Raw genomic sequence first — 19545 nt, forward strand, 5'->3', positions numbered from 1 at the left:
CCCTACCCCCTCAGGTAGCGGGCGATCGTGGCGAGCCCGGCGGGCAGCGCGGTGAGGTCGTCCCGGCCCGCGAAGCGCGTGAGGGCCTCAGCGGTGCGGTGGGCGGTGGCGTTGCGCACGTCCCACAGCGGCGTCGGGCGGGCGCGCCACGGGCCGTGGCCGACCGTGCGCTCGACGTGGGCGGGGTCGAGCAGCAGCGCGTTGTGCACGATGCCGATGCCGCTGCCGACGTCGTCGAGGGCGTGGCCGGGGAATGCGCCCCAGGTGCCGGCCGGCATGCCGAAGATCGGCCCGACCCAGCTGTTGACGCCGACCGTGCCGTAGCGCAGCGCGGCGATCGCGGTCTCGAGCGCGGGGCCGAGGGCGCGCTGCGTGCGCGGGTGCACGACGACGCCGGCGCTGAGCGTTCCGGCGAGGCGGTCGTTGGCGAAGGCGACCGCGGCGTCGAGGAACGCCGCCGGCTCGGCCGAGCCCGGCAGGCGCACGACGCCGAGCACGGGGCCGAAGACCTCGGTCGTGAACAGCGGCTCGTCGGCGTCGGCGCTGACGAGGTGGTCGACGAGGGCGCGCGGCGCGGCGGGGTCGCCGCCGAGCGCGAGGGCATCGGGATGCCCCTCCACCGCCGCCCGTCGCCGCTCGGCCGCGCCCGGGTAGTAGGCGGGCCGCGCGGGCGCGAGCGCGAGCTGCCCGCGCAGCGCCGCGACGAGCGCGTCGGCCTGGGGCCAGGCGGCCGGCAGCACGACGAGCTGGGTGGCGATGCAGTTGAAGCCGGAGTTGTGCAGCCGCTGCGTGGCGAGCGCCCGCGCCACCTCGGTGAGCTCGGCGCTCGACCACGGCCGCGCGTCGGGCACGACGATCGCGGGGCCGACGCCGCCGAGTTCGCTCGTGATGGGCTTCTCGAGCAGCGGGGTGCCGGCGGCTCGGCGGGCATCGCCCTGCTCGCCCGGACCCCAGACGATCGCGTCGTGCGTGGCGCGCGAGCCGGTGATGTGCACGTGGTCGACCTCGGCCGCGGCGATGAGCGCGGCGCCGACCTCGTCGTCGCCCTCGATGATGCGCAGCACGTCGGCGTCGATGAAGGGGGCGAAGGCCCGGCGCATGGCGTCGCCGACGGCGGCGTTGACGGGGTTGAGCTTGACGATCGCCGCACTCGCCTCCTGGTACAGCGCGGTGAGCACGTCGAGGGCCGGGATGCCCGTGATGTTGCCGGCGCCGAGCACGAGGGTCACCCGGGGCGCGCGGTCGGGGTCGCGCAGGGCGCGGGCGACCCCGGCACGGGCATCCTCGATGCTCACCCCCGGCCGCAGCCAGACCTCGGCGCGGTAGCCGGCGAGCACGGCGTCCTTCGGCAGCAGCGGGAACGCGCGCACGGCCAGCCGGTCGCCCGGCGCGCGCCGAACCCGCCGGTCGGGCAGCGGCTGCTCGCCCCGCTCGAGCGCGGCGAGCGTCGCCTCGAGGGCCGCGGTCGCGCCGATGACGGCGTAGGGGCCGCTCGTCCACTCCTCGCCCGCCGCGGGGGCATCGGTCGGGATGCCCTTCACCGCGCAGGCGGCGGCGACCCAGTCGGGGGCGGCCGCGAGGGTCGTCGCGCGCACCTCGGCGAGCAGGGCGCGCTTCGCCGCGAGGGGCATGCGCCGCCAGCGCTCGGCGCCGGAGCGCAGGGCGACGAGGTCGGCGCCGAGGTGGGCGGCGCGGTCGGTCGCGGACGCGGGCGTCGCGGGCACGGGCTCCTCCTCGAGCGGTCGGCGGGCCGGGCGCGGGGGCTCCGGCAGTCTGACTGTACGCCGCACGCGCCCGGGTTCCGAACCAGCGTGCTGTGCCAGGATCCACGCATGTCCCGCATCCTCGCCGTCGCCCCCGCGCTGCCGGATCACGCGCACGCGCAGGCCGAGATCACGGGGATGCTCGCCGACCGCCTCGCCGACGAACCGGCCGCGCGGGCGGTGCTGCAGCGGGTTCATGCCGCGAGCGGCATCAGTACCCGGCACCTCGCCCTGCCCCTGGAGCAGTACGCGGGCCTCGACGGCTTCGGCGAGACGAACGCGCTCTTCGTCGAGCACGCGCTGCCGCTCGCCGAGCGGGCGGTGACCGCGGCGCTCGCCGAGGCCGGGCTCGCGGTCGACGACGTCGACCACCTCTTCTTCACCACCGTCACGGGCGTGCAGGCGCCCTCGCTCGACGCGCTGCTGGCGACGAGCATGGGCTTCCGCGACGACCTGCGGCGCATTCCGAGCTTCGGGCTCGGCTGCGTCGCCGGAGCCGCCGGGCTCGCCCGCGTCCACGACTACCTCGCCGGGCATCCCACCGGCGTCGCCCTGCTCGTGAGCGTCGAGCTGTGCTCCCTCACCCTGCAGTGGGACGACCGCTCGATGGCGAACGTCGTCGGCACCGGCATCTTCGGCGACGGGGCCGCGGCGGTCGTGATGGTGGGGGAGGAGCATCCCCTCGCCATCGGCGCACGCGCGGCCGGCCGAGCGGTGCCGCGCGTCGTCGCGAGCCGCAGCGCCCTGTACCCCGACAGCGCCGAGATGATCGGCTGGCGGGTCGGCAGCCACGGGTTCTCGCTCATGCTCGCGGCCGGGGTTCCGGCGCTCATCGACGGCAACTTCGCCGGCGGGGTGGATGCGCTGCTGGCCTCGCAGGGCCTCGAGCGGGCGGACGTCGACGAGTGGATCGCGCACCCCGGCGGCCCCCGCATCCTCGAATCGTTCTCCGCCGCGCTCGACCTCGCGCCCGGCGCCCTCGCCGCCGCGTGGGAGACCATGGACCGCGTGGGCAACCTCTCCTCCGCCGCCGTGCTGCACGTGCTCGCCGCTGTCGGCGACCGGCCGACCGGCACGCGCGCGCTGCTGTTCGCGCTCGGCCCGGGCGTGACCGCCGAGCTCGTGCTGCTGGAGTGGTCGTGAGCGCACTGCTGTACGGCCTCTTCGTGCTCGCGACGGGGGTCGAGCGGCTCGTCGAGCTCGTCATCTCGAAGCGGCACGCGGCGCTCGCCTTCGCGCGCGGCGGGGTCGAGCACGGTCGGGCGCACTTCCCGTTCATGGTGGTGCTGCACACGGGCCTGCTCGTGGCGTGCGTCGCCGAGGTGGTGCTGCTCGACCGCCCGTTCATCGGCGCGCTCGGCTGGCCGATGCTCGTCGTCGCGCTGTTCTGCCAGGCGGGCCGCTACTGGGTGATCGCCTCGCTCGGCGAGCAGTGGAACACCCGCGTCATCGTCGTGCCGGGCGCCGGCCGCGTCACCCGCGGGCCGTACCGCTTCGCCTGGCTGCGGCACCCCAACTACTGGATCGTCGCGATCGAGGGCATCGCCCTGCCGCTCGTGCACTCGGCGTGGATCACGGCTCTCGTCTTCACCGTGCTCAACGCCGTGCTGCTGCTCGGGTTCCGCATCCCGATCGAGAATCGGGCGCTGCGGGCGCTGCAGGCCTCCGGCAGCGCGGGGGCGTGACCGTGCGCGTCGCGATCGTGGGCGGCGGGCCGGTGGGGCTCGCGACGGCGATCGGGGCGCGGCTGGCGGGGCTCTCGCCGGTGATCTTCGAGGCGCGCTCCGGCCCCATCGACAAGGCGTGCGGCGAGGGCCTCATGCCGGGGGCGATGGCGGCGCTGCGGCGGTTGGGCGTGGAGCCTGCGGGCAGCCCCATCCGGGGCATCCGGTATCAGGATGCCCGCCGCGCGGTCGAGCACCGCTACGGGCCCGGCGTCGAGGGCCGGGGGGTGCGTCGGCTCGTGCTGCACGCGGCGCTGCTCGATCGCGCGGCCGAGCTCGGGGTGCCGCGGCGCGCGGTGCGCGTCGACGGGTTCACGTCGGATGCCTCGGGTGTCGTGGTTGCGGGCGAACGCTTCGACGCCCTGGTCGGAGCGGACGGGCTGCACTCGCGCGTGCGAGCGGCCGCCGGGCTCGACCGGGCGTCCGCTGCCGACGCGGAGGATCGCGCGCTCGGCGCGGACGGGCGCCGCTTCGGCCTGCGCCAGCACTTCGCGGTCGCTCCGTGGTCGGATCTCGTCGAGGTCACCTATCTCGACGATGTCGAGCTCTACGTCACCCCGGTCGACGAGGGAACGGTGGGCGTCGCGGTGCTCGGTCGGCGTCCGCTCGTGCTCGCGGACGCGATCGCGCGGGTGCCGGCGCTCGCGGAGCGGCTCGAGGGTGCCGCGCCGGCGTCGGAGCCGCGGGCGGCGGGCGCGCTGCGCCAGCGCTCGCGCGTGCGCACCGCGGGGCGCGTGGCGCTCGTCGGCGACGCCTCCGGCTACGTCGACGCGCTCACCGGCGAGGGTCTGCGCGTGGGGCTCGCGCAGTCCGAGCAGCTGGTCGCCGCGCTCGCCGCGGGAGCCCTGCCCGCCTACGAGCGCGCGTGGTCGCGGTCCACCCGCGACTTCCGGATGCTCACCGCGGGCCTCCTCGCCGCCGCGACCTCCCCGGCCCGCGGCCTCATCGTTCCGGCGGCTGCCGCGATGCCGCGCGTCTTCGGCGCGGTCGTGGACCGCTTGGCGCGCTGAGCGCGCCAACGCTCCCGCCCGCGTCCGCCCCGTCCGCTCGCGTCCGCGCGCCTGACCCCGCCGGCTCCCGGCCCTCGCGCGTCCCCGCCCGCACCGCGCCGCCCCGCCCGCGCGCCGGCACGCTCGTCCGCTGGCCCGCCCATCCGCTGGCCCGCCCGTCCGCTGGCCCGCCCGCCCGATCACCCCGCCCTGAGGGGATCGGCAATCTCCTCTGCGCTCCTTCCACTCTGCAGGAAGAAGACGCGCATTGCTCGCATAGTGCCTGCAGAGTGGAAGGGCCGCGGACGGAGAACACGGATCCCGCGCGGACGGCGGGTTCGACCGGGATGCGGTGTCGCCGCGAGCTGCGGAGGACGCGAGCTGCGGTGGACGCGAGATGCCGGGGACGGAGTTGCGGGAAGGAGGGGAGCAGGGAGACGGCCGGCGCAGACCGCGCGGCGGGTGCGGGTCTCGCGGCGGGTGCCGAGAGCCCGCGCAGAGCGGCGGACGGCGCGAGCCGCCCGCGGACTACTCGAGGCCGAGCATCCCCGCCAGTTCGTCGACGGAGTGCGCGACGGCCGCGGCGTGCGCGTGCTCCTCGGGCGTTCCGTAGCCCCAGGTGACGGCGATCGTCGGCACACCGTGCGCGGCCGCGCCCTCGATGTCGTGCACGCGGTCGCCGACCATGACGACGTTCGACAGGTCGACGCCGAGCGCGTCGAGGCGGCGCAGCGCCTCCTCCACGACGTCGGCCTTCGCGCTGCGGGTCTCGTCGGCCGAGGCTCCCGTGATGACGGTGAAGGACGTCGCCAGGCTGACGTGCTCGAGCATGAGCGTCGCCGGCACCTCCGGCTTCGACGTCGCGAGCGACAGCGGGATGCCCGCCGCGGCGATGCGCTGCACGAGCGGACCCATGCCCTCGTAGATCGTCGCGTCGTAGGCCCCCTCGTCGAGGTACTTCTCGCGGTAGATCGCCAGCGCGCGCTCGGAGGTCTCGGCGTCGAGCCCCGCCAGGAGCGCGAAGGACTCCATGATGGGCGGGCCCACCCAGCGCATGAGCGACTCCTGCGGCGGCACGGGCATGCCGAGCTTGCGGTACGTGTGCGCGAGGGTCGCCGTGATGCCCGGAGCGGAGTCGAGGATCGTGCCGTCGAGGTCGAGCAGGATCGCCGAGAACGGCGGGCGCGGAGCGGGCAGGGCGGCGGCGGGCACGGCCGCGGTGTCGGAAGTCATCGCTCGAAGCCTACGGGCGCGCGCGCCGAGCATCCTGACGCCGCCGCCGGCACGACGGACGACGGCGCAGTCCCGCTCAGAAGAGCCGGGGCACCCCGTCGTCGAGCCCGCGCATCGCGTCGTAGTCGAGCAGCAGGCAGCGGATGCCGCGATCCTCGGCCAGGGTGCGCGCCTGCGGCGTGATCTCCTGCGCGGCGAACACGCCCGAGACGGGGGCGAGCAGCGGGTCGCGGTTCATGAGCTCGAGGTAGCGCGTCAGCTGCTCCACGCCGTCGATGCCGCCGCGGCGCTTGATCTCGACGGCGAGGGATGCTCCGCGCGCGTCGCGGGCGAGGATGTCGACCGGCCCGATCGCCGTGAAGTACTCGCGGCGCACGAGCGTCGTGCCCTCGCCGAGCAGCGCGATCTGCTCGGCCAGCAGCTTCTGCAGGTGCGCCTCGACGCCGTCCTTCTGCAGACCCGGATCGAGCCCCAGCTCGTGCGCCGTCTCGTGCACGACCTCGTGGATCGACACCACGAGCAGGTCGGCGGTCTTCGCGTGCGTCACCCGCCACAGCTCGGTGACGCCGGCCGCGCGCTGATCGTCATCGGGCTCGTGCACCGTGAGTGTGCACGGCGGGCTCATCCAGTTCAGCGGCTTGTACGAGCCGCCGTCGCTGTGCACGAGCAGGCTGCCGTCGTTCTTGTGGATGAGCAGGCGCGTCGCGAGCGGCAGGTGCGCACTCAGCCGCCCGGCGTAATCGACGGAACACTTGGCTATGACGAGGCGCACGAGGGTCGAGTCTAAGCGCGGGCGTCGCGGCCGGCGATCAGGCCCAGAGCCCCGGCCGGTGCTCCTCCGCGACGCTGCCGCCGCCGTCGACGACGATGAGCTGCCCCGTCACGTAGGCGGCGCCGGGCGAGGCCAGCCACGCGATCGCACTCGCCACCTCGTCGGGCGTGCCGCTGCGGCCGAGCGGGGTGAGCGCGCCCTCGACCGCCTCCTGCTCCAACTGCGAGGCCGTGGCGATCCACCCGGGGGCGACCGCGTTGACGGTGATGCCGTGCCGCGCCTCGTCGACGGCGAGCGCGCGGGTGAAGCCGAGCATCCCCGCCTTCGCCGTCGCGTAGCCGAGGTCGTCGCGGGCCGCCTGCACCGCGCCCGTCGTCGACGCCACCGAGACGATGCGGCCCCCGCCGCGCTCGCGCATGCCGGCCACGACCCCGCGCGTCACGAGGAACACGCTCGTCAGGTTCACGTCGACCGCGCTGCGCCACTCCGCGACCGTCATGCCGATGTCGCCGCGCGGCATCTGCTCGCCGACGGAGACCATGCCCGCGTTGTTGACGAGCACGTCGATCGGGCCGACCGCCTCGTGCACCGCGGCCAGGGCGGCGCTCGCCGCGGCCTCGGTCTCGAGGCGCGCGACCACGCCCACCGCGTCGAAGCCGAGCGCGCGCAGCTCGTCGACCCGCGCGTCGATGCGGTCGGTCGTCGCCGTCATCGCGACGCGGGCACCCCGGCGGGCCAGCGCGCGGGCCGTGGCGAAGCCGATTCCGTCGGCCGATCCGCACCCGGTGACGAGGGCCGTGCGGCCCGTGAGGTCGAGATCGGCCGGCAGGGGCGGCGGGGCGGGGAGCGCGGTCATGCGCTCAGGCTACGGGCGGGCATCCTCATCGATGGATGCCCGTGCCGGAGCCGGCTCGGACGCCCGAGCGCCCGCCCCCGCCGCCGCACCCCGCTCGCGCGCCGCCCCGGAGGCGATGGCGGCGACGAGGATGAGCACCAGCACGATCCAGAGGGCGTTGAGCAGGCCGATCTGCTCGCCGAGGAACCCGATGACGGGCGGGCCGACGAGGAAGGCGAAGTAGCCGACGGTCGCGACGGCGGCGACGGAGGCGGCGGCCTTCGCGGGGTCGTCGGCCGCGGCCGACATGCCGACGGGGAAGCCGAGCGAGGAGCCGAGGCCCCAGGCGAAGATGCCGATCGCCGCGATGATCGGCTGGTCGACGGTGATGAGCACGGCGAGGCCGGCGGCGGCGAGGATCGCCGAGCCGCGCAGCACCGGCACGCGGCCGAAGCGGTCGAGGATCCAGACGCCGGCGATGCGGCCGATCGTCATGGCGGTGGCGAAGATGCCGAAGGCGAGGGCGCCGGTGGCCTCGTCGACGCCGCGGCCGTCGACGACGGCGAGGGCGAGCCAGTCGTTGGCCGAGCCCTCAGCGAAGGCCATGCCGAGCACGATGAGGCCGATGAGCAGGATGCGCGGCTCGCGCCAGATCGCCAGCCGGTCGCGGAACGTCGACGTCGAGCCCGAGGCGTTCTCGGTCTCGAGCCCTGCGAGCACCGCCTCGCGCGGCAGGAACCGCACGACGACGAGCGTCGCGACGAGCAGCAGCACGGCCATCGCCGCGGCGTGCACGTCGATGCCGACACCGAGGTCGGCGACGCCCGCCGCGATGGAGGCGCCGATGATGGTGCCGAAGCTCCAGGAGGCGTGGAACCAGGGCATGATCGAGCGGCCCTGGCGCTGCTCGACGCCCGCGCCCTCGAGGTTCATGGCGACGTCGGTGATGCCCGTGGCGGCGCCGAAGAACATCAGGGTGACGAAGACCATCGCGAACGAGCCGACGGTCTGCGCGCCGATGCCGATGAGCGCGAGGCCGATCGAGGTCGTGATGAGGCCGATGAGGATGACCCGCCGCGTGCCGATGCGCGCGATGACGTGGCTGCTCGACAGCAGGCCGAGGATCGAGCCGATCGCCATGCCGAGGATGAGCAGCCCGAACTGGTCGGTGCGCACCTCGAGCGCGTCGCGGATCGCCGGCGTGCGCGCCACCCAGGTCGCCATCGTCATGCCGTTGAGCGCGAAGACGACGAACACCGCCGCGCGCCACGGGGCGAGGGCGGGGAGAGTGGCGGGGGCGGCGGTCACGTCGGGCCCTTTCGGGAATGCGCCCGGGACGGGCGGGGCGGAGCGGGGAGAAGGCGGGGAAGCGACGAGGAGGATGCGGTGAGCATCCCGATCGAATCGATTCGATGCCGCGGTTCGACTACGCTAACAGCCCATGGCGACCCCGGCAAACAGTGCAGACGAGGGCGCTCGACCGACCCTCGCCCAGGTCGCCGCGCGCGCCGGCGTGAGCGCCTCGACCGCGTCGCTCGCCTTCAGCGGCGCCGGCCCCGTCGCCGAGGAGACCAAGCAGCGCGTGCTCGCCGCCGCCCGCGAGCTCGACTACGGCGGCCCCGACCCGCGCGCCCGCAGCCTGCGCACCGGCCGCAGCGGCATCATCGCCGTCGTCATGGAGGACCGCATCCGCGACGCCTTCCGCGACCCCATGGTCGTCACCATGCTCGACGGCATCGCCGACGAGATCGGCGCCGCCGGATACAGCCTCCTCCTGCTCACCGACAGCCTCGAGCGCCAGCAGGGCGGCCTCCGCGACGCCCCGATGGATGCCGCTCTCCTGCTCGGCTGCAGCACCGACCTCGACCCCGCCGTCGCCGTGCTGAGCCGCCGCCAGGTGCCGCTCATCGGCGTCGAGGCGCAGGCGCGCGAGGGGATGCACCTCGTCGATGTCGAGAACCGTGCGGGCATGCGCGCGGGAGCGCAGCACCTGCACGATCTGGGTCACCGGCGCGTGGGCATCCTGACCCTGCCGATGGACCGCCCGCACACCCGCGGCGCCCTCACCGCCGACTGGGAGACGTCGAGCGTCGCCTACACGGGGCGCGAGCGGCTCGCCGGCGTGCGCGACGTGTTCCCCGACGCCCCCGCCGTCGTCGCCGCGGGCAGCCTGCCCGAGGAGGGGGCGCTCGCGGCGCGCGCCCTGCTCGACGCGCACCCCGACCTCACGGCGATCGTCGGGCAGAGCGACCTCATCGCGCTCGGCGCGATCCAGGCGGCGGAGGAGCGCGGCATGAGCGTTCCCGGCGACCTGAGCGTGCTCGGCTTCGACGGCGCCCGCATCGACGGCCTCACCGAGCGGCGGCTCACGACGATCGTGCAGCCCAGCCAGGAGAAGGGGCGCACGGCGGCGCGCATGGCGCTCGCGGCGCTCGCCGGGGAGCCCGTCGAGGACGTCGTGTTCGCGGTCGAGCTGCGGCTCGGCGACACGACGGCGCCGCCCGCCGACCGCGCCTGAACCCGCCCGGCGCGGTCGGGGCGGAGCATCCCGGGCATACACTCGCCCCGCCCTTGCTCCCGCGGATCGGACCACTCATGACCCTCATCGACAGCGCCGTCTACGTCGACGGCAAGCGCGTCAGCATGACCGCCGACCTCGACGAGACCTACGAGCTCACCCGCGCCCACGGCGGCATCGCCTGGATCGGCCTCTACCGCCCGACCCTCGACGAGCTGCAGTCGGTGGCCGCCGAGTTCGACCTGCACGAGCTGGCCGTCGAGGATGCCCTCAAGGGCCGTCAGCGGTCGAAGCTCGAGCGCTTCGGCACGACTCTCTTCCTCGCGCTGCGCCCAGCCCGCTACATCGATGCCACCGAGACGGTCGAGTTCGGAGAGCTGCTGGTCTTCGTCGGCCCCGACTTCGTCGTCACCGTGCGCCACGCCGAGTCGCCCGACCTGCGCCGCGTGCGCGAGCGCCTCGAGGCCGAGCCCGCGCTGCTCGCCCTCGGCCCCGAGGCCATCCTCTACGCGCTGCTCGACGAGGTCGTCGACGAGTACGAGCCGGTCGTGGCCGGCCTCGAGAACGACATCGACGAGATCGAGGATCAGCTCTTCGGGGCGAGCGACGACGACGCGCTCACCCGCCGCATCTACGACCTCTCGAGCGAGGTCATTGCCTTCCAGCGCGCTGTGCAGCCGCTCGCCGGCATCATCGACGCGCTGCTCAAGGGCGGCGAGCGCTCCGGCGTCGACGTGCAGCTGCAGCGCCGGCTGCGCGACGTGCTCGACCACGTGCACCGGGCCTCCGAGCGCGCCGACTCGTTCCGCGCGCTCCTCGACAACGCGCTGCAGGTGCAGTCGACGCTCGTCACCCGGCGCATGACCGTGGTGAGCGTCGAGCAGAACGAGCAGATCAAGCGCATCACCTCGTGGGCGGCCATCCTGTTCGCCCCGACCCTCATCGGCACCGTCTACGGCATGAACTTCCGCTTCATGCCCGAGCTCGACTGGCCGCTCGGCTACCCCCTCGCCCTGCTGCTGATGCTGCTCATGGGGGTCGGCCTCTACGTCGCCTTCACGGCCAAGCGCTGGCTGTGAATCCTGCCAGCCTGAACGGCGCCTCCACGCCGGCGCTCTGAGCCTGGCGGCCGCGCGCGCACCCTGCCACCGTGGAAGACCCCCGATGGAAGGAGCACGAGATGAACGACAAGGCTCAGCACAAGGGCGAGGAGCTCGTCGGCAAGGCCAAGGAGGGCCTCGGCAAGGTCACCGGCAACGAGCGCCTCGAGGCCGAGGGTCACGCCGACCAGTCGAAGGCCAACGTCAAGCAGGCCGGCGACGACGTGAAGGACGCCTTCAAGTAGTCCCCGCGCCACCCCGCACCATCAGCGCGCGGCACCCGTGATCATCCACGCGGTGCCGCGCGCTCGTGCGCTCAGGGTCGCCGCCCGGGCTCCGAGGTAGACGAGCGCGAAGGCCGCCAGCAGGCCGAGCAGCCCGAAGCCCGGCACGAGCGCGAGCACCGCCAGGTACACGAACAGGTTCAGGATGCCCGTCACCGCGAGGTAGCGCCCGTCGCCCGCCCCGATGAGCACGCCGTCGAGCACGAAGACCAGCGCGGCGAGCGGCAGGCCGAGCGCGAGCACGACGAGGGCGGCGGGCAGGGCATCCCGCACCGCCGCATCGGAGGTCATGACGACGCTGAGCGGCACCGCGAGCGCCAGCAGCACGAGCGCGAGGCCCGCGCCGACCACGACGCCCCACCCCACGAGCCGCCGGGTCGTCGCACGCACCCGCGGCACCTCGGCCGCCCCCAGCGCGTGCCCGACGAGCGTCTGCCCCGCGATCGCGAGGGCGTCGAGCACGAGCGCGAGCAGGCTGTAGACGGCGAACCAGACGTGGGCGGCGGCGAGCTCGACCGTGCCGAGGCCCGTCGCGACGGCGACGGTGACGACGAGCGCGATGCGCAGCGAGAGCGTGCGCACGAAGAGCCAGGAGCCGGCGGTCGCGGCCGCGCGCAGTCCGGCGAGGCCCGGGCGCAGCGCCGCTTCCTCGCGCCGGGCGGCCTTCACGACGACGGAGACGAGAGCGATCGCCATGCCCCACTGCGCGATGACGGTGCCGAGCGCCGAGCCGGCCACGCCGAGGCTCGCCCCGTAGATGAGGACGGCGTTGAGCAGGATGTTCGCGCCGAAGCCGACGACCGCGACGAGCAACGGCGTGCGCACGTCCTGCAGGCCGCGCAGCACCCCGGTCGCCGCGAGCACGAGCAGCATGCCCGGCACGCCCCACCACGAGATCGTGAGGTAGGTGAGCGCCTCGGCCTCGACCGGCCCGCTCGCCCCGAACGCCGCGATGACCGGCGTCGAGAGCGGCAGCATCACCGCGAGCAGCAGCGCGCCCAGACCGAGTCCGAGCCACAGCCCGTCGACGCCGGCTGACAGCGCGCCGCGCCGATCGTCGGCCCCGAGCCGCCGCGCGACGAGGGGGGTCGTCGCGTAGGCGAGGAACACGAGCAGCCCGATCGCCGTCTGCAGCACCGTCGCCGCGAGGCCGAGCCCGGCGAGCGGGGCCGCGCCGAGGTGCCCGACCATGGCCGTGTCGGTGAGCACGAAGAGCGGCTCGGCGACGAGCGCCCCGAGCGAGGGCACCGCGAGCGCGGCGATCTCGCGATCGAGGGTACGGAGGGCGAGGGGCACGGCACCACGCTACGACCGCGACGCGGTGCTCACCTGCGCAGCCTTAGTATCTACGTATGCACGCAGATGCGCACAACCATCAGCACGACCCCGGGTCCGAGCTCGTCGACGTCGTCGCGGAGCTGTTCGGCCTGCTCGCCGACCCGACGCGCGTCCGCATCATCCTCGCTCTCACGCAGGGCGAGCTCTCTGTCGGCGCGCTCGCCGATGCCGTCGACCGCGCTCCCGCGGCGGTCTCCCAGCACCTCGCGAAGCTGCGGCTCGCTCGGCTCGTGGTGGCCCGCCAGGAGGGCACGCGCGCCGTGTACCGCCTCCGCGATGAGCACGCGGCCCGGCTCGTCGCCGAGGCGATCCGCGAGGCCGAGCACGCCGTCACCGACGTCCCCGGCCACCACGGAGCGCGCTAGATGCTGTCCGTGCTCCGCGACCGCCGCTTCGCCGCCCTCTTCGGCTCGCAGGTCTCCTCCCTCGTCGGCACGGGCGTGCTCACGGTCGCGCTCGCCCTGCTCGCGGTGCGGCTCGAGGGCGACGAGGCCGGGCGCATCCTCGGCATCGCCCTGACGATCCGCATCGCGGCCTACGTGCTCGTCTCGCCGATCGCGAGCGCGCTGCTCGCGGGCCGCTCGAGCCGGGGCATCCTGCTCGCCGCCGACGCCGCGCGCCTGCTCGTCGCCGGCGGTCTCGTCCTCGCCACCGAGGCCTGGCACATCTACCTCGCCATCGTGCTGCTGCAGTCGGCCTCGGCGGTCTTCACGCCCACGTACCAGGCCGTCATCCCCGAGGTGCTGGCCGACGAGCGCGACTACACCGCCGCGCAGTCGCTCTCACGGCTCGCGTACGACCTCGAGTCGCTGCTGAGCCCCGTCATCGCCGCCCTGCTCGTGCTCGTGCTGCCGGCGCAGGCGCTCTTCGCGGTCACCGCGGCGGGGTTCCTGCTGTCGGGCGTCGGCGTGCTGCTCTCCCGCATCGACATCACCGCGGGCGGCAGCGCCGAGCCGTTCCGCGGGCGCCTCACCCGCGGGCTGCGGCTGCTCGCCCGCACGCCCGCGCTGCGGTTCCTCGCCGTGCTCGACGCGGCCACCGCGGCGGTGTACGCCACCGTGCTCGTCTCCACCGTCGTGCTGCTGCTCGACGCGGGCGTCGCCGACGCGTCGGATCCGTCGGCGCCGCTCGCGGTGGCGCTCGTGCTGTTCGGGGCGGGCTCGATCGTCGTCGCCCTGCTGCTGCCGCGCATCCTCACCCGCATCGCCGACCGCGCGCTCATGGCGGCCGGTGCGGCGCTCGCCGCGGCCGCCCTCGCCGCGACGGCCGCGCTCGCGATCGCCGATGCGCTCTCCCTCCTCGCGCTGGGCGCGCTGTGGATCCTGCTCGGCGCCGCCACCTCGGCGATCAGCACGCCGAGCGCGCGGCTCATCCGCCGGGATGCGGTCGAGGCCGACCGGCCGGCGGTCTTCGCCGCGCGCTTCTCGACCTCGCACGCCTGGTACCTGCTGATGTACCCGACCGCGGGGCTCGTCGGGGCGGCTGCCGGCCCGGGCGCCGCCACCGCCGCACTCGCCGCGCTCTGCCTGCTCGCCCTCGCCGCGGCGCTCGCGCTCGGGCGGCCCGCGCGCGCGGCCGACGATCCGGCCGCCGATCCTGCGGCCGGGGTCGAGCGCGGCCGCCCGTCCCCGGCCGCCCCCAAGGTCGAGGGCTAGGCTCGCCCGGTGACCGACGCGCTGACGAGCGGCATCTCCGCCGACGAACTCGACCCCGCCATCCGCCCGCAGGACGACCTGTTCCGGCACGTCAACGGCCGGTGGATGGCCCGCACGCCCGTACCCGCCGACAAGGCGCGCTACGGCTCCTTCATGGTGCTGGCCGAGGAGGCCGAGAAGGCCGTGCGCACCATCATCGAGGAGGCCCAGGGCGCCCAGCCCGGCACCCTCGAGCGCAAGGTCGGCGACCTCTACGCGAGCTTCATGGACGAGGACCGCATCGAGGCGCTCGGCGCGGCCCCGCTCGAGCCGATGTTCGGCGAGATCGACGACATCGCCGATCGGGATGCCCTGCTCACGACCCTCGGCCGCCTCGAGCGCCGCGGCGCCCGCGGGTTCACCGCCCTCTACGTCGACAACGACCCGGGCGACCCCGAGCGCTACCTCGTGATCGTGGAGCAGGCCGGCCTCGGCCTGCCCGACGAGTCGTACTACCGCGAGCCGGCCCACGCCGAGACGCTCGTCGCCTACCGCGCCCACGTCGAGCGCATGCTGGCGCTCGCCGGCTTCGACGCCGCCGCCGACCGCGCCGAGCGCATCGTCGCCCTCGAGACGGCGATCGCCGCCGTGCACTGGGACAAGGTGCACAGCCGCGACAGCAAGGCCACCTACAACCTGCGCAGCTGGGACGAGTGGCAGGCCGCGACCGGCGACGTCGACCTCGCGCTGTGGCGCGACGGCCACGGCATCCCGGCGTCGGCGCTCGCCGAGGTCGTGCTGCGGCAGCCCTCGTTCCACGAGGGCGTCGCGGGCCTGCTGGCCGGGCGGGAGCTCGCCGACTGGCAGGACTGGCTGCGCTGGTCGGTCATCCGCTCGACCGCGCCGTACCTCTCGAGCGCCTTCGTGGAGGAGAACTTCGCCTTCTACGGCCGCACCCTCACCGGCACCCCCGAGCTGCGCGCCCGGTGGAAGCGCGGCGTTTCGATCGTCGAGGGCGCCATGGGCGAGGCCGTCGGCGCCGTCTACGTCGAGCGCCACTTCGCCCCCGAGGCGAAGACGGCGATGGACGAGCTCGTCGCCACCCTCGTCGAGGCCTACCGCCGCTCGATCACCGAGCTCGAGTGGATGACCGCCGAGACGCGCGAGCGCGCCCTCGACAAGCTGCGGAAGTTCACGCCGAAGATCGGCTACCCGGTGCGCTGGCGCGACTACTCGACCCTCGAGGTCGACGAGGACGACCTGCTCGGCAACGTGCGCGCGGCCGGCGAGTTCGAGTTCCAGCGCGAGCTCGGCAAGATCGGCCAGCCGATCGACCGCGACGAGTGGTTCATGACCCCGCAGACCGTCAACGCCTACTACAACCCCGGTTTCAACGAGATCGTGTTCCCCGCGGCGATCCTGCAGCTCCCCTTCTTCGACGCGGGTCGGGATGCTGCGGCCAACTACGGCGCCATCGGCGCGGTCATCGGCCACGAGATCGGGCACGGGTTCGACGACCAGGGTTCGCGCTACGACGGCGACGGGCGGCTGCAGGACTGGTGGACCGAGGAGGATCGCGCCGCGTTCGAGGAGCGCACGGCATCCCTCATCGCCCAGTACGACGCCCTCGAACCGACCGAGGCGCCCGGCCACCGCGTCAACGGCGCGCTCACCATCGGCGAGAACATCGGCGACCTCGGCGGTCTCGGCATCGCCTGGCGGGCCTACCTGATCTCGCTCGACGGCGCCGAGCCGCCCGTGATCGACGGGCTCACCGGAGCCCAGCGGTTCTTCCTCTCCTGGGCGCAGGCCTGGCAGATCGCGATCCGCCCGGAGGAGGCGCTGCGCCTGCTCTCGATCGACCCGCATTCGCCGAACGAGTTCCGGTGCAACCAGATCGTGCGTAACATCGACGCGTTCTACGAAGCGTTCTCCGTGACCTCCGACGACGCTCTGTGGCTCGAGCCGAAGGAGCGCGTGACGATCTGGTGACCACCACGCCGATGAAGCGCGATCGGGGCGCGCGATCCGCCGCCCCGGTTCTCGCGCGCCATCGGTCGCCCGAGCGGTCGCCCTCGTTCAAGCCCTCCTTCCGCGCCCTCGGTGCCCTCGCCTACGAGGGGGCGAAGGTTTCAGTCACCGCCGTCGACCTGCAGTCGGGGCAGAGCGTCTTCGCCGTCGACGAGCGCATCGTGCTGCCGACGGCCTCGGTCGGCAAGATCCTGCTGCTCATCGAGGTGAGCGCGCGGCTCACCGAGCGCAGCCTCAGCGACTACGTCATCGTCGACCGCGAGCTCTCCGACGCGGTCGCCGACTCGGGGCTGTGGCAGCACATGCAGGCGCCGGCGCTGCCGGTGGCCGACCTCGCGGCGCTCGTCGGCGCGACGAGCGACAACCTCGCGACCAACGCGCTGCTGCGCCACATCGGCCTCGCCGCCGTGCGCCGCCGCACCGAGTCGCTCGGGCTCGTGCGCACGGCGCTCCTCGACGTGGTGCGCGACTCCCGCGGGCCCGACGACGCCCCGCAGCTCTCGGTCGGGTCGACCGCCGAGCTCGCCTGGCTGTTCTACGCCCTCGCGCACGGCCACGTCATCGACCCCGCGACGAGCCAGCGCGTGCTCGGCTGGCTCTCGCTCAACACCGACCTCTCGATGGTGGCGAGCGCCTTCGGCCGCGACCCGCTCACGCACCGCGGCGTCGACCACAGCACGTGGATGGTCAACAAGACGGGCAGCGACGCCGGTGTGCGCAGCGAGGCCGGCGTGCTGCGCGGCCCGCGCGGCGGGCTGGCGTACGCGGTCTCGGTGCACTTCGACGACCGCGATCTTGCGACGCGACTGCGCGTGATGGATGCCCTCCGCACGTTCGGCGTCGACCTGCTGGAGCAGGTGCACTAGCCCCGACGACTTCACGGCGCGCGGTCAGCTCCCGAAGAAGTATGAGAATTCGTACCGAGAATGCACCGAGATCGCTGACCCGGTCGCCCCAGTGCGGGGCTAGACAAGTCAGTCCAGGTTGCCCCCCATGCGGGGGAGGCCTAACCTGACAGCGATTCCGGCTCGCGCACACCCGACGTTCGCCGAGACGCGGAATCGGACGGACCCCCATCCGTCACCACCCGGCACCACCGCGCTACCCGAACCACCGCGCTCACCGCCTGATGATCGTCGTCCCCCGATGATCATCGGGATCACCCCATCGATGCACCTTCGCGTTTCCCGCGCGGCGATGCGCGAGAGCCGACGCAGCACCCCTGCGCCGGAGCACCACCCACCCGAACCCTGGCGCGCCCGCCCCCCCCGGCCGCGCTCGGCTCCACACCCCAGGAGCACATCATGCTGCGCAAGCGTTTCTTCACGGCCCCGGCAGCTGCCGCGGTCGCCCTCGCACTCGGTCTAGGCGGTGCGATCGTCACGACGACGGCCGCCACGGCCACCGGGCCGTCGACCCCCGTCTGCATCGCCGCCGACGCGTACACCGAGGTCACCCCCGACATCGAGTACCCGGCGGTCGGCGAGCCGACCATCACCGTCGCGAACCCGGACTACGTGGCCGCGACGCCCTCGATCTGGCAGAACTTCTCGCCGAACAAGGAGCAGGGCACGTTCATCGGCGCCCCGTCGCACCCGGTCGACGACCGCGGCACCTGGAACCATCAGGACAAGGAGATCCCGCCTGGCCAGGCCGGCCCCGACGGCGTGTACTCGAACGGCAACGACGCAAAGGGCGGCAACTGGTTCTACCGCCAGGCCGCCAAGCCCGCGGTCGGCGAGCCGACGATCACCGTCGACAACCCCGACTACGTGCCCGCCTACACCGAGGACGTGCCCGACATCGAGCACCCCGCGGTCGTCTGCCCGCCGACCGACGAGGAGCCGGTGGTCGACCCGGTCGACTGCACGATGACGGCCTCCACGGTCACGAGCTCCGTCGGGGTCGGCACCGCGTCGTTCACCATCTCGGGTCTGGAGAACTGCCTCCCGATCCCCGTGAACTTCTCGACCTACGACCTCCCGGGCGGTGAGGTCCTCCCGTACGACGAGCAGGTCCTCATCGAACACGCGCCGCGGGACGGTGCCGGTGAGGGCAACCTCTACGGCCCCGGTTCGTACACGCTGATGGCCGACCTGACCTGCAACTGGCAGGCCGACCTGTACAAGGGCGCCCCGAAGGACACCGCTCCGCACGACGGACTGTTCTACCTGGACGGCTTCGGCATCGGCTGGAGCTACTCGGAGAACAACGACTGCTCACCGGTCATCCCGGAGCAGCCCGCCGCCGAGGTGCGTCTGGCCGACCGCGAGGTCGTGGACTGCGAGACGCTCACCGTGACCGTCATGACGACCCGCTACGAGACGCCGTACGTGCTCGATGGCGACGTCTGGGTGCTGGGCACGGAGGCGCAGGTCGGCGACGAGGTTCCGAGCAGCGAGCGCGCGGCGACGATCGAGGAGTGCCCGGTCGACGAGCAGCCGGCCGACGATGTCGAGACCAGCGACTGGGTCGTCTCGGTCATCGACTGCGACACCGAGACGGTCACCGAGACGCGGACGATCACTACGACGTCGTACGAGCTCGTCGATCGCGAGTGGGTCGCCGGTGAGCCGGTCGAGACCGTCGAGACGCGGGATCGCCCGATGACCGACGTCGAGCTCGACCTGTACTGCCCCGTCGAGCTGGAGCCGCAGGCCCTCGAGGTCGTCGACGAGTGGGTCGTCAGCGAGACCGACTGCGACACCGAGACGGTCACCGAGACGCAGACCACGACGACGACGCCCTACGTGCTCGTCGACCGCGCCTGGGTGCTCGGCGAGCCCGTCGTCAGCTCCGAGGAGCGGACGCGCCCGATGACGGATGCTGAGCTCGACGAGTACTGCCCGGTCGAGCTCGAGCCCGCCGCCGTCGAGGTGCTCGGCGAGTGGACGGTCAGCCACAGCGACTGCGACACCACGACGGTCACCGAGACCCGCACGGTCAGCACCACGCCGTACGTGCTCGTCGACCGCCAGTGGGTCGCCGGCGCCACCGTCGAGACCACGGAGGACCGTGTTCGTGCCATGACCGACGCCGAGCGCACCGAGCTCTGCCCGGAGGTGCCGGTCACGCCGGTGACCCCCGTGACGCCGCTCGGCGACCTGCAGACCCTCGCCCTGACCGACCCGCCGACGCTCGCCCTCACCGGCCCGAGCGACGCGCTGGGCGGACTCGGCATCGCCGGACTGGTCACCCTGATGGCGGGCCTCGGCCTGGTGCTGCTGCGCCGGCCGCAGACGGCCTCCGTCGAGGACTAGCAGCACCATCGCACCACCCGCTCCCGGCTCCGGCACCCCTCGTGGGCGTCGGGGCCGGGAGCGC

General features: G+C 73.9%; 17 protein-coding genes. 11 read left to right on the plus strand and 6 right to left on the minus strand.

Annotated features, from left to right (window positions below; genetic code table 11):
* Positions 1 to 2: 2 nt before the first annotated feature.
* Positions 3 to 1724, minus strand: coding sequence for an aldehyde dehydrogenase family protein (locus tag HGB54_RS00225; RefSeq protein WP_228545850.1), 1722 nt, complete (start codon positions 1722 to 1724; stop codon positions 3 to 5).
* Positions 1725 to 1832: 108 nt separating this feature from the next.
* Here HGB54_RS00225 and HGB54_RS00230 point away from each other — a divergent pair, with 108 nt between their 5' ends.
* From HGB54_RS00230 to HGB54_RS00240, 3 genes are read left to right on the plus strand one after another with little or no spacing between them, the layout of a single operon-like run.
* Positions 1833 to 2906, plus strand: coding sequence for a type III polyketide synthase (locus tag HGB54_RS00230; RefSeq protein ID WP_168914673.1), 1074 nt, complete (start codon positions 1833 to 1835; stop codon positions 2904 to 2906).
* Entirely contained in the window at positions 2903 to 3448 is a 546-nt protein-coding gene (locus HGB54_RS00235; RefSeq protein ID WP_228545851.1) for an isoprenylcysteine carboxyl methyltransferase family protein, read from the plus strand. The genes HGB54_RS00230 and HGB54_RS00235 overlap by 4 nt, the downstream gene beginning before the upstream one ends.
* Positions 3445 to 4497: an NAD(P)/FAD-dependent oxidoreductase gene (locus HGB54_RS00240; protein ID WP_168914674.1), complete on the plus strand. Its 1053-nt coding sequence runs from the start codon at positions 3445 to 3447 to the stop codon at positions 4495 to 4497. The genes HGB54_RS00235 and HGB54_RS00240 overlap by 4 nt, the downstream gene beginning before the upstream one ends.
* Before the next feature lie 507 nt (positions 4498 to 5004).
* On the opposite strand, the gene HGB54_RS00245 is transcribed toward HGB54_RS00240, so the two are convergent.
* The 4 genes from HGB54_RS00245 to HGB54_RS00260 all read right to left on the minus strand — a co-directional run bounded on the left by HGB54_RS00245 (position 5005) and on the right by HGB54_RS00260 (position 8624).
* On the minus strand, positions 5005 to 5709 hold the full coding sequence (locus tag HGB54_RS00245; protein WP_168914675.1) for an HAD hydrolase-like protein: 705 nt from the start codon (positions 5707 to 5709) through the stop codon (positions 5005 to 5007).
* A 76-nt stretch (positions 5710 to 5785) separates the two neighbouring features.
* Positions 5786 to 6481 (minus strand): endonuclease NucS, encoded by a 696-nt coding sequence (nucS, locus tag HGB54_RS00250; RefSeq protein WP_168914676.1) that lies wholly within the window; start codon positions 6479 to 6481, stop codon positions 5786 to 5788.
* A gap of 37 nt (positions 6482 to 6518) precedes the next feature.
* Positions 6519 to 7337: an SDR family NAD(P)-dependent oxidoreductase gene (locus HGB54_RS00255; protein ID WP_168914677.1), complete on the minus strand. Its 819-nt coding sequence runs from the start codon at positions 7335 to 7337 to the stop codon at positions 6519 to 6521.
* Between the two features lie 9 nt (positions 7338 to 7346).
* Positions 7347 to 8624, minus strand: coding sequence for an MFS transporter (locus tag HGB54_RS00260; protein WP_228545852.1), 1278 nt, complete (start codon positions 8622 to 8624; stop codon positions 7347 to 7349).
* Between the two features lie 133 nt (positions 8625 to 8757).
* Here HGB54_RS00260 and HGB54_RS00265 point away from each other — a divergent pair, with 133 nt between their 5' ends.
* The 3 genes from HGB54_RS00265 to HGB54_RS00275 all read left to right on the plus strand — a co-directional run bounded on the left by HGB54_RS00265 (position 8758) and on the right by HGB54_RS00275 (position 11179).
* Positions 8758 to 9834, plus strand: a complete 1077-nt coding sequence (locus HGB54_RS00265) for a LacI family DNA-binding transcriptional regulator (RefSeq protein ID WP_168914678.1) — start codon at positions 8758 to 8760, stop codon at positions 9832 to 9834.
* A 77-nt stretch (positions 9835 to 9911) separates the two neighbouring features.
* A complete protein-coding gene (locus HGB54_RS00270) occupies positions 9912 to 10913 on the plus strand; it encodes a magnesium and cobalt transport protein CorA (protein WP_168914679.1) in 1002 nt (333 codons plus the stop codon).
* Between the two features lie 101 nt (positions 10914 to 11014).
* Complete coding sequence (locus tag HGB54_RS00275; RefSeq protein WP_168916715.1) at positions 11015 to 11179, plus strand: CsbD family protein; 165 nt, start codon at positions 11015 to 11017, stop codon at positions 11177 to 11179.
* Between the two features lie 21 nt (positions 11180 to 11200).
* Here HGB54_RS00275 and HGB54_RS00280 read toward each other — a convergent pair whose 3' ends face one another.
* On the minus strand, positions 11201 to 12514 hold the full coding sequence (locus tag HGB54_RS00280) for an MATE family efflux transporter (protein WP_228545853.1): 1314 nt from the start codon (positions 12512 to 12514) through the stop codon (positions 11201 to 11203).
* 56 nt (positions 12515 to 12570) lie between these two features.
* Here HGB54_RS00280 and HGB54_RS00285 point away from each other — a divergent pair, with 56 nt between their 5' ends.
* The 5 genes from HGB54_RS00285 to HGB54_RS00305 all read left to right on the plus strand — a co-directional run bounded on the left by HGB54_RS00285 (position 12571) and on the right by HGB54_RS00305 (position 19481).
* The gene (locus HGB54_RS00285; protein ID WP_168914680.1) at positions 12571 to 12921 is read left to right on the plus strand and encodes an ArsR/SmtB family transcription factor; all 351 of its coding nucleotides are present in this window, start codon (positions 12571 to 12573) and stop codon (positions 12919 to 12921) included.
* Positions 12922 to 14211 (plus strand): MFS transporter, encoded by a 1290-nt coding sequence (locus HGB54_RS00290; protein WP_168914681.1) that lies wholly within the window; start codon positions 12922 to 12924, stop codon positions 14209 to 14211.
* 9 nt (positions 14212 to 14220) lie between these two features.
* Positions 14221 to 16182 (plus strand): M13 family metallopeptidase, encoded by a 1962-nt coding sequence (locus HGB54_RS00295; protein ID WP_168914682.1) that lies wholly within the window; start codon positions 14221 to 14223, stop codon positions 16180 to 16182.
* Entirely contained in the window at positions 16179 to 17087 is a 909-nt protein-coding gene (locus HGB54_RS00300) for a serine hydrolase (protein ID WP_228545854.1), read from the plus strand. Before HGB54_RS00295 ends, HGB54_RS00300 begins: the two co-directional genes overlap by 4 nt.
* A 438-nt stretch (positions 17088 to 17525) precedes the next feature.
* Complete coding sequence (locus tag HGB54_RS00305) at positions 17526 to 19481, plus strand: hypothetical protein (RefSeq protein WP_168914683.1); 1956 nt, start codon at positions 17526 to 17528, stop codon at positions 19479 to 19481.
* Positions 19482 to 19545: the final 64 nt, after the last annotated feature.

The sequence above is a fragment of the Microcella flavibacter genome (genome assembly GCF_012530535.1).
Taxonomy (GTDB): Bacteria; Actinomycetota; Actinomycetes; order Actinomycetales; family Microbacteriaceae; genus Microcella; species Microcella flavibacter.

Excerpts from the sequence above, each read along its gene's own strand:
- HGB54_RS00230 (WP_168914673.1), top strand. The coding sequence starts at position 1,833 with ATGTCCCGCATCCTCGCCGTCGCCCCCGCGCTGCCGGATCACGCGCAC.
- HGB54_RS00245 (WP_168914675.1), bottom strand. The coding sequence starts at position 5,709 with ATGACTTCCGACACCGCGGCCGTGCCCGCCGCCGCCCTGCCCGCTCCG.
- HGB54_RS00255 (WP_168914677.1), bottom strand. The coding sequence starts at position 7,337 with ATGACCGCGCTCCCCGCCCCGCCGCCCCTGCCGGCCGATCTCGACCTC.
- HGB54_RS00265 (WP_168914678.1), top strand. The coding sequence starts at position 8,758 with ATGGCGACCCCGGCAAACAGTGCAGACGAGGGCGCTCGACCGACCCTC.
- HGB54_RS00270 (WP_168914679.1), top strand. The coding sequence starts at position 9,912 with ATGACCCTCATCGACAGCGCCGTCTACGTCGACGGCAAGCGCGTCAGC.
- HGB54_RS00275 (WP_168916715.1), top strand. The coding sequence starts at position 11,015 with ATGAACGACAAGGCTCAGCACAAGGGCGAGGAGCTCGTCGGCAAGGCC.
- HGB54_RS00285 (WP_168914680.1), top strand. The coding sequence starts at position 12,571 with ATGCACGCAGATGCGCACAACCATCAGCACGACCCCGGGTCCGAGCTC.
- HGB54_RS00290 (WP_168914681.1), top strand. The coding sequence starts at position 12,922 with ATGCTGTCCGTGCTCCGCGACCGCCGCTTCGCCGCCCTCTTCGGCTCG.
- HGB54_RS00305 (WP_168914683.1), top strand. The coding sequence starts at position 17,526 with ATGCTGCGCAAGCGTTTCTTCACGGCCCCGGCAGCTGCCGCGGTCGCC.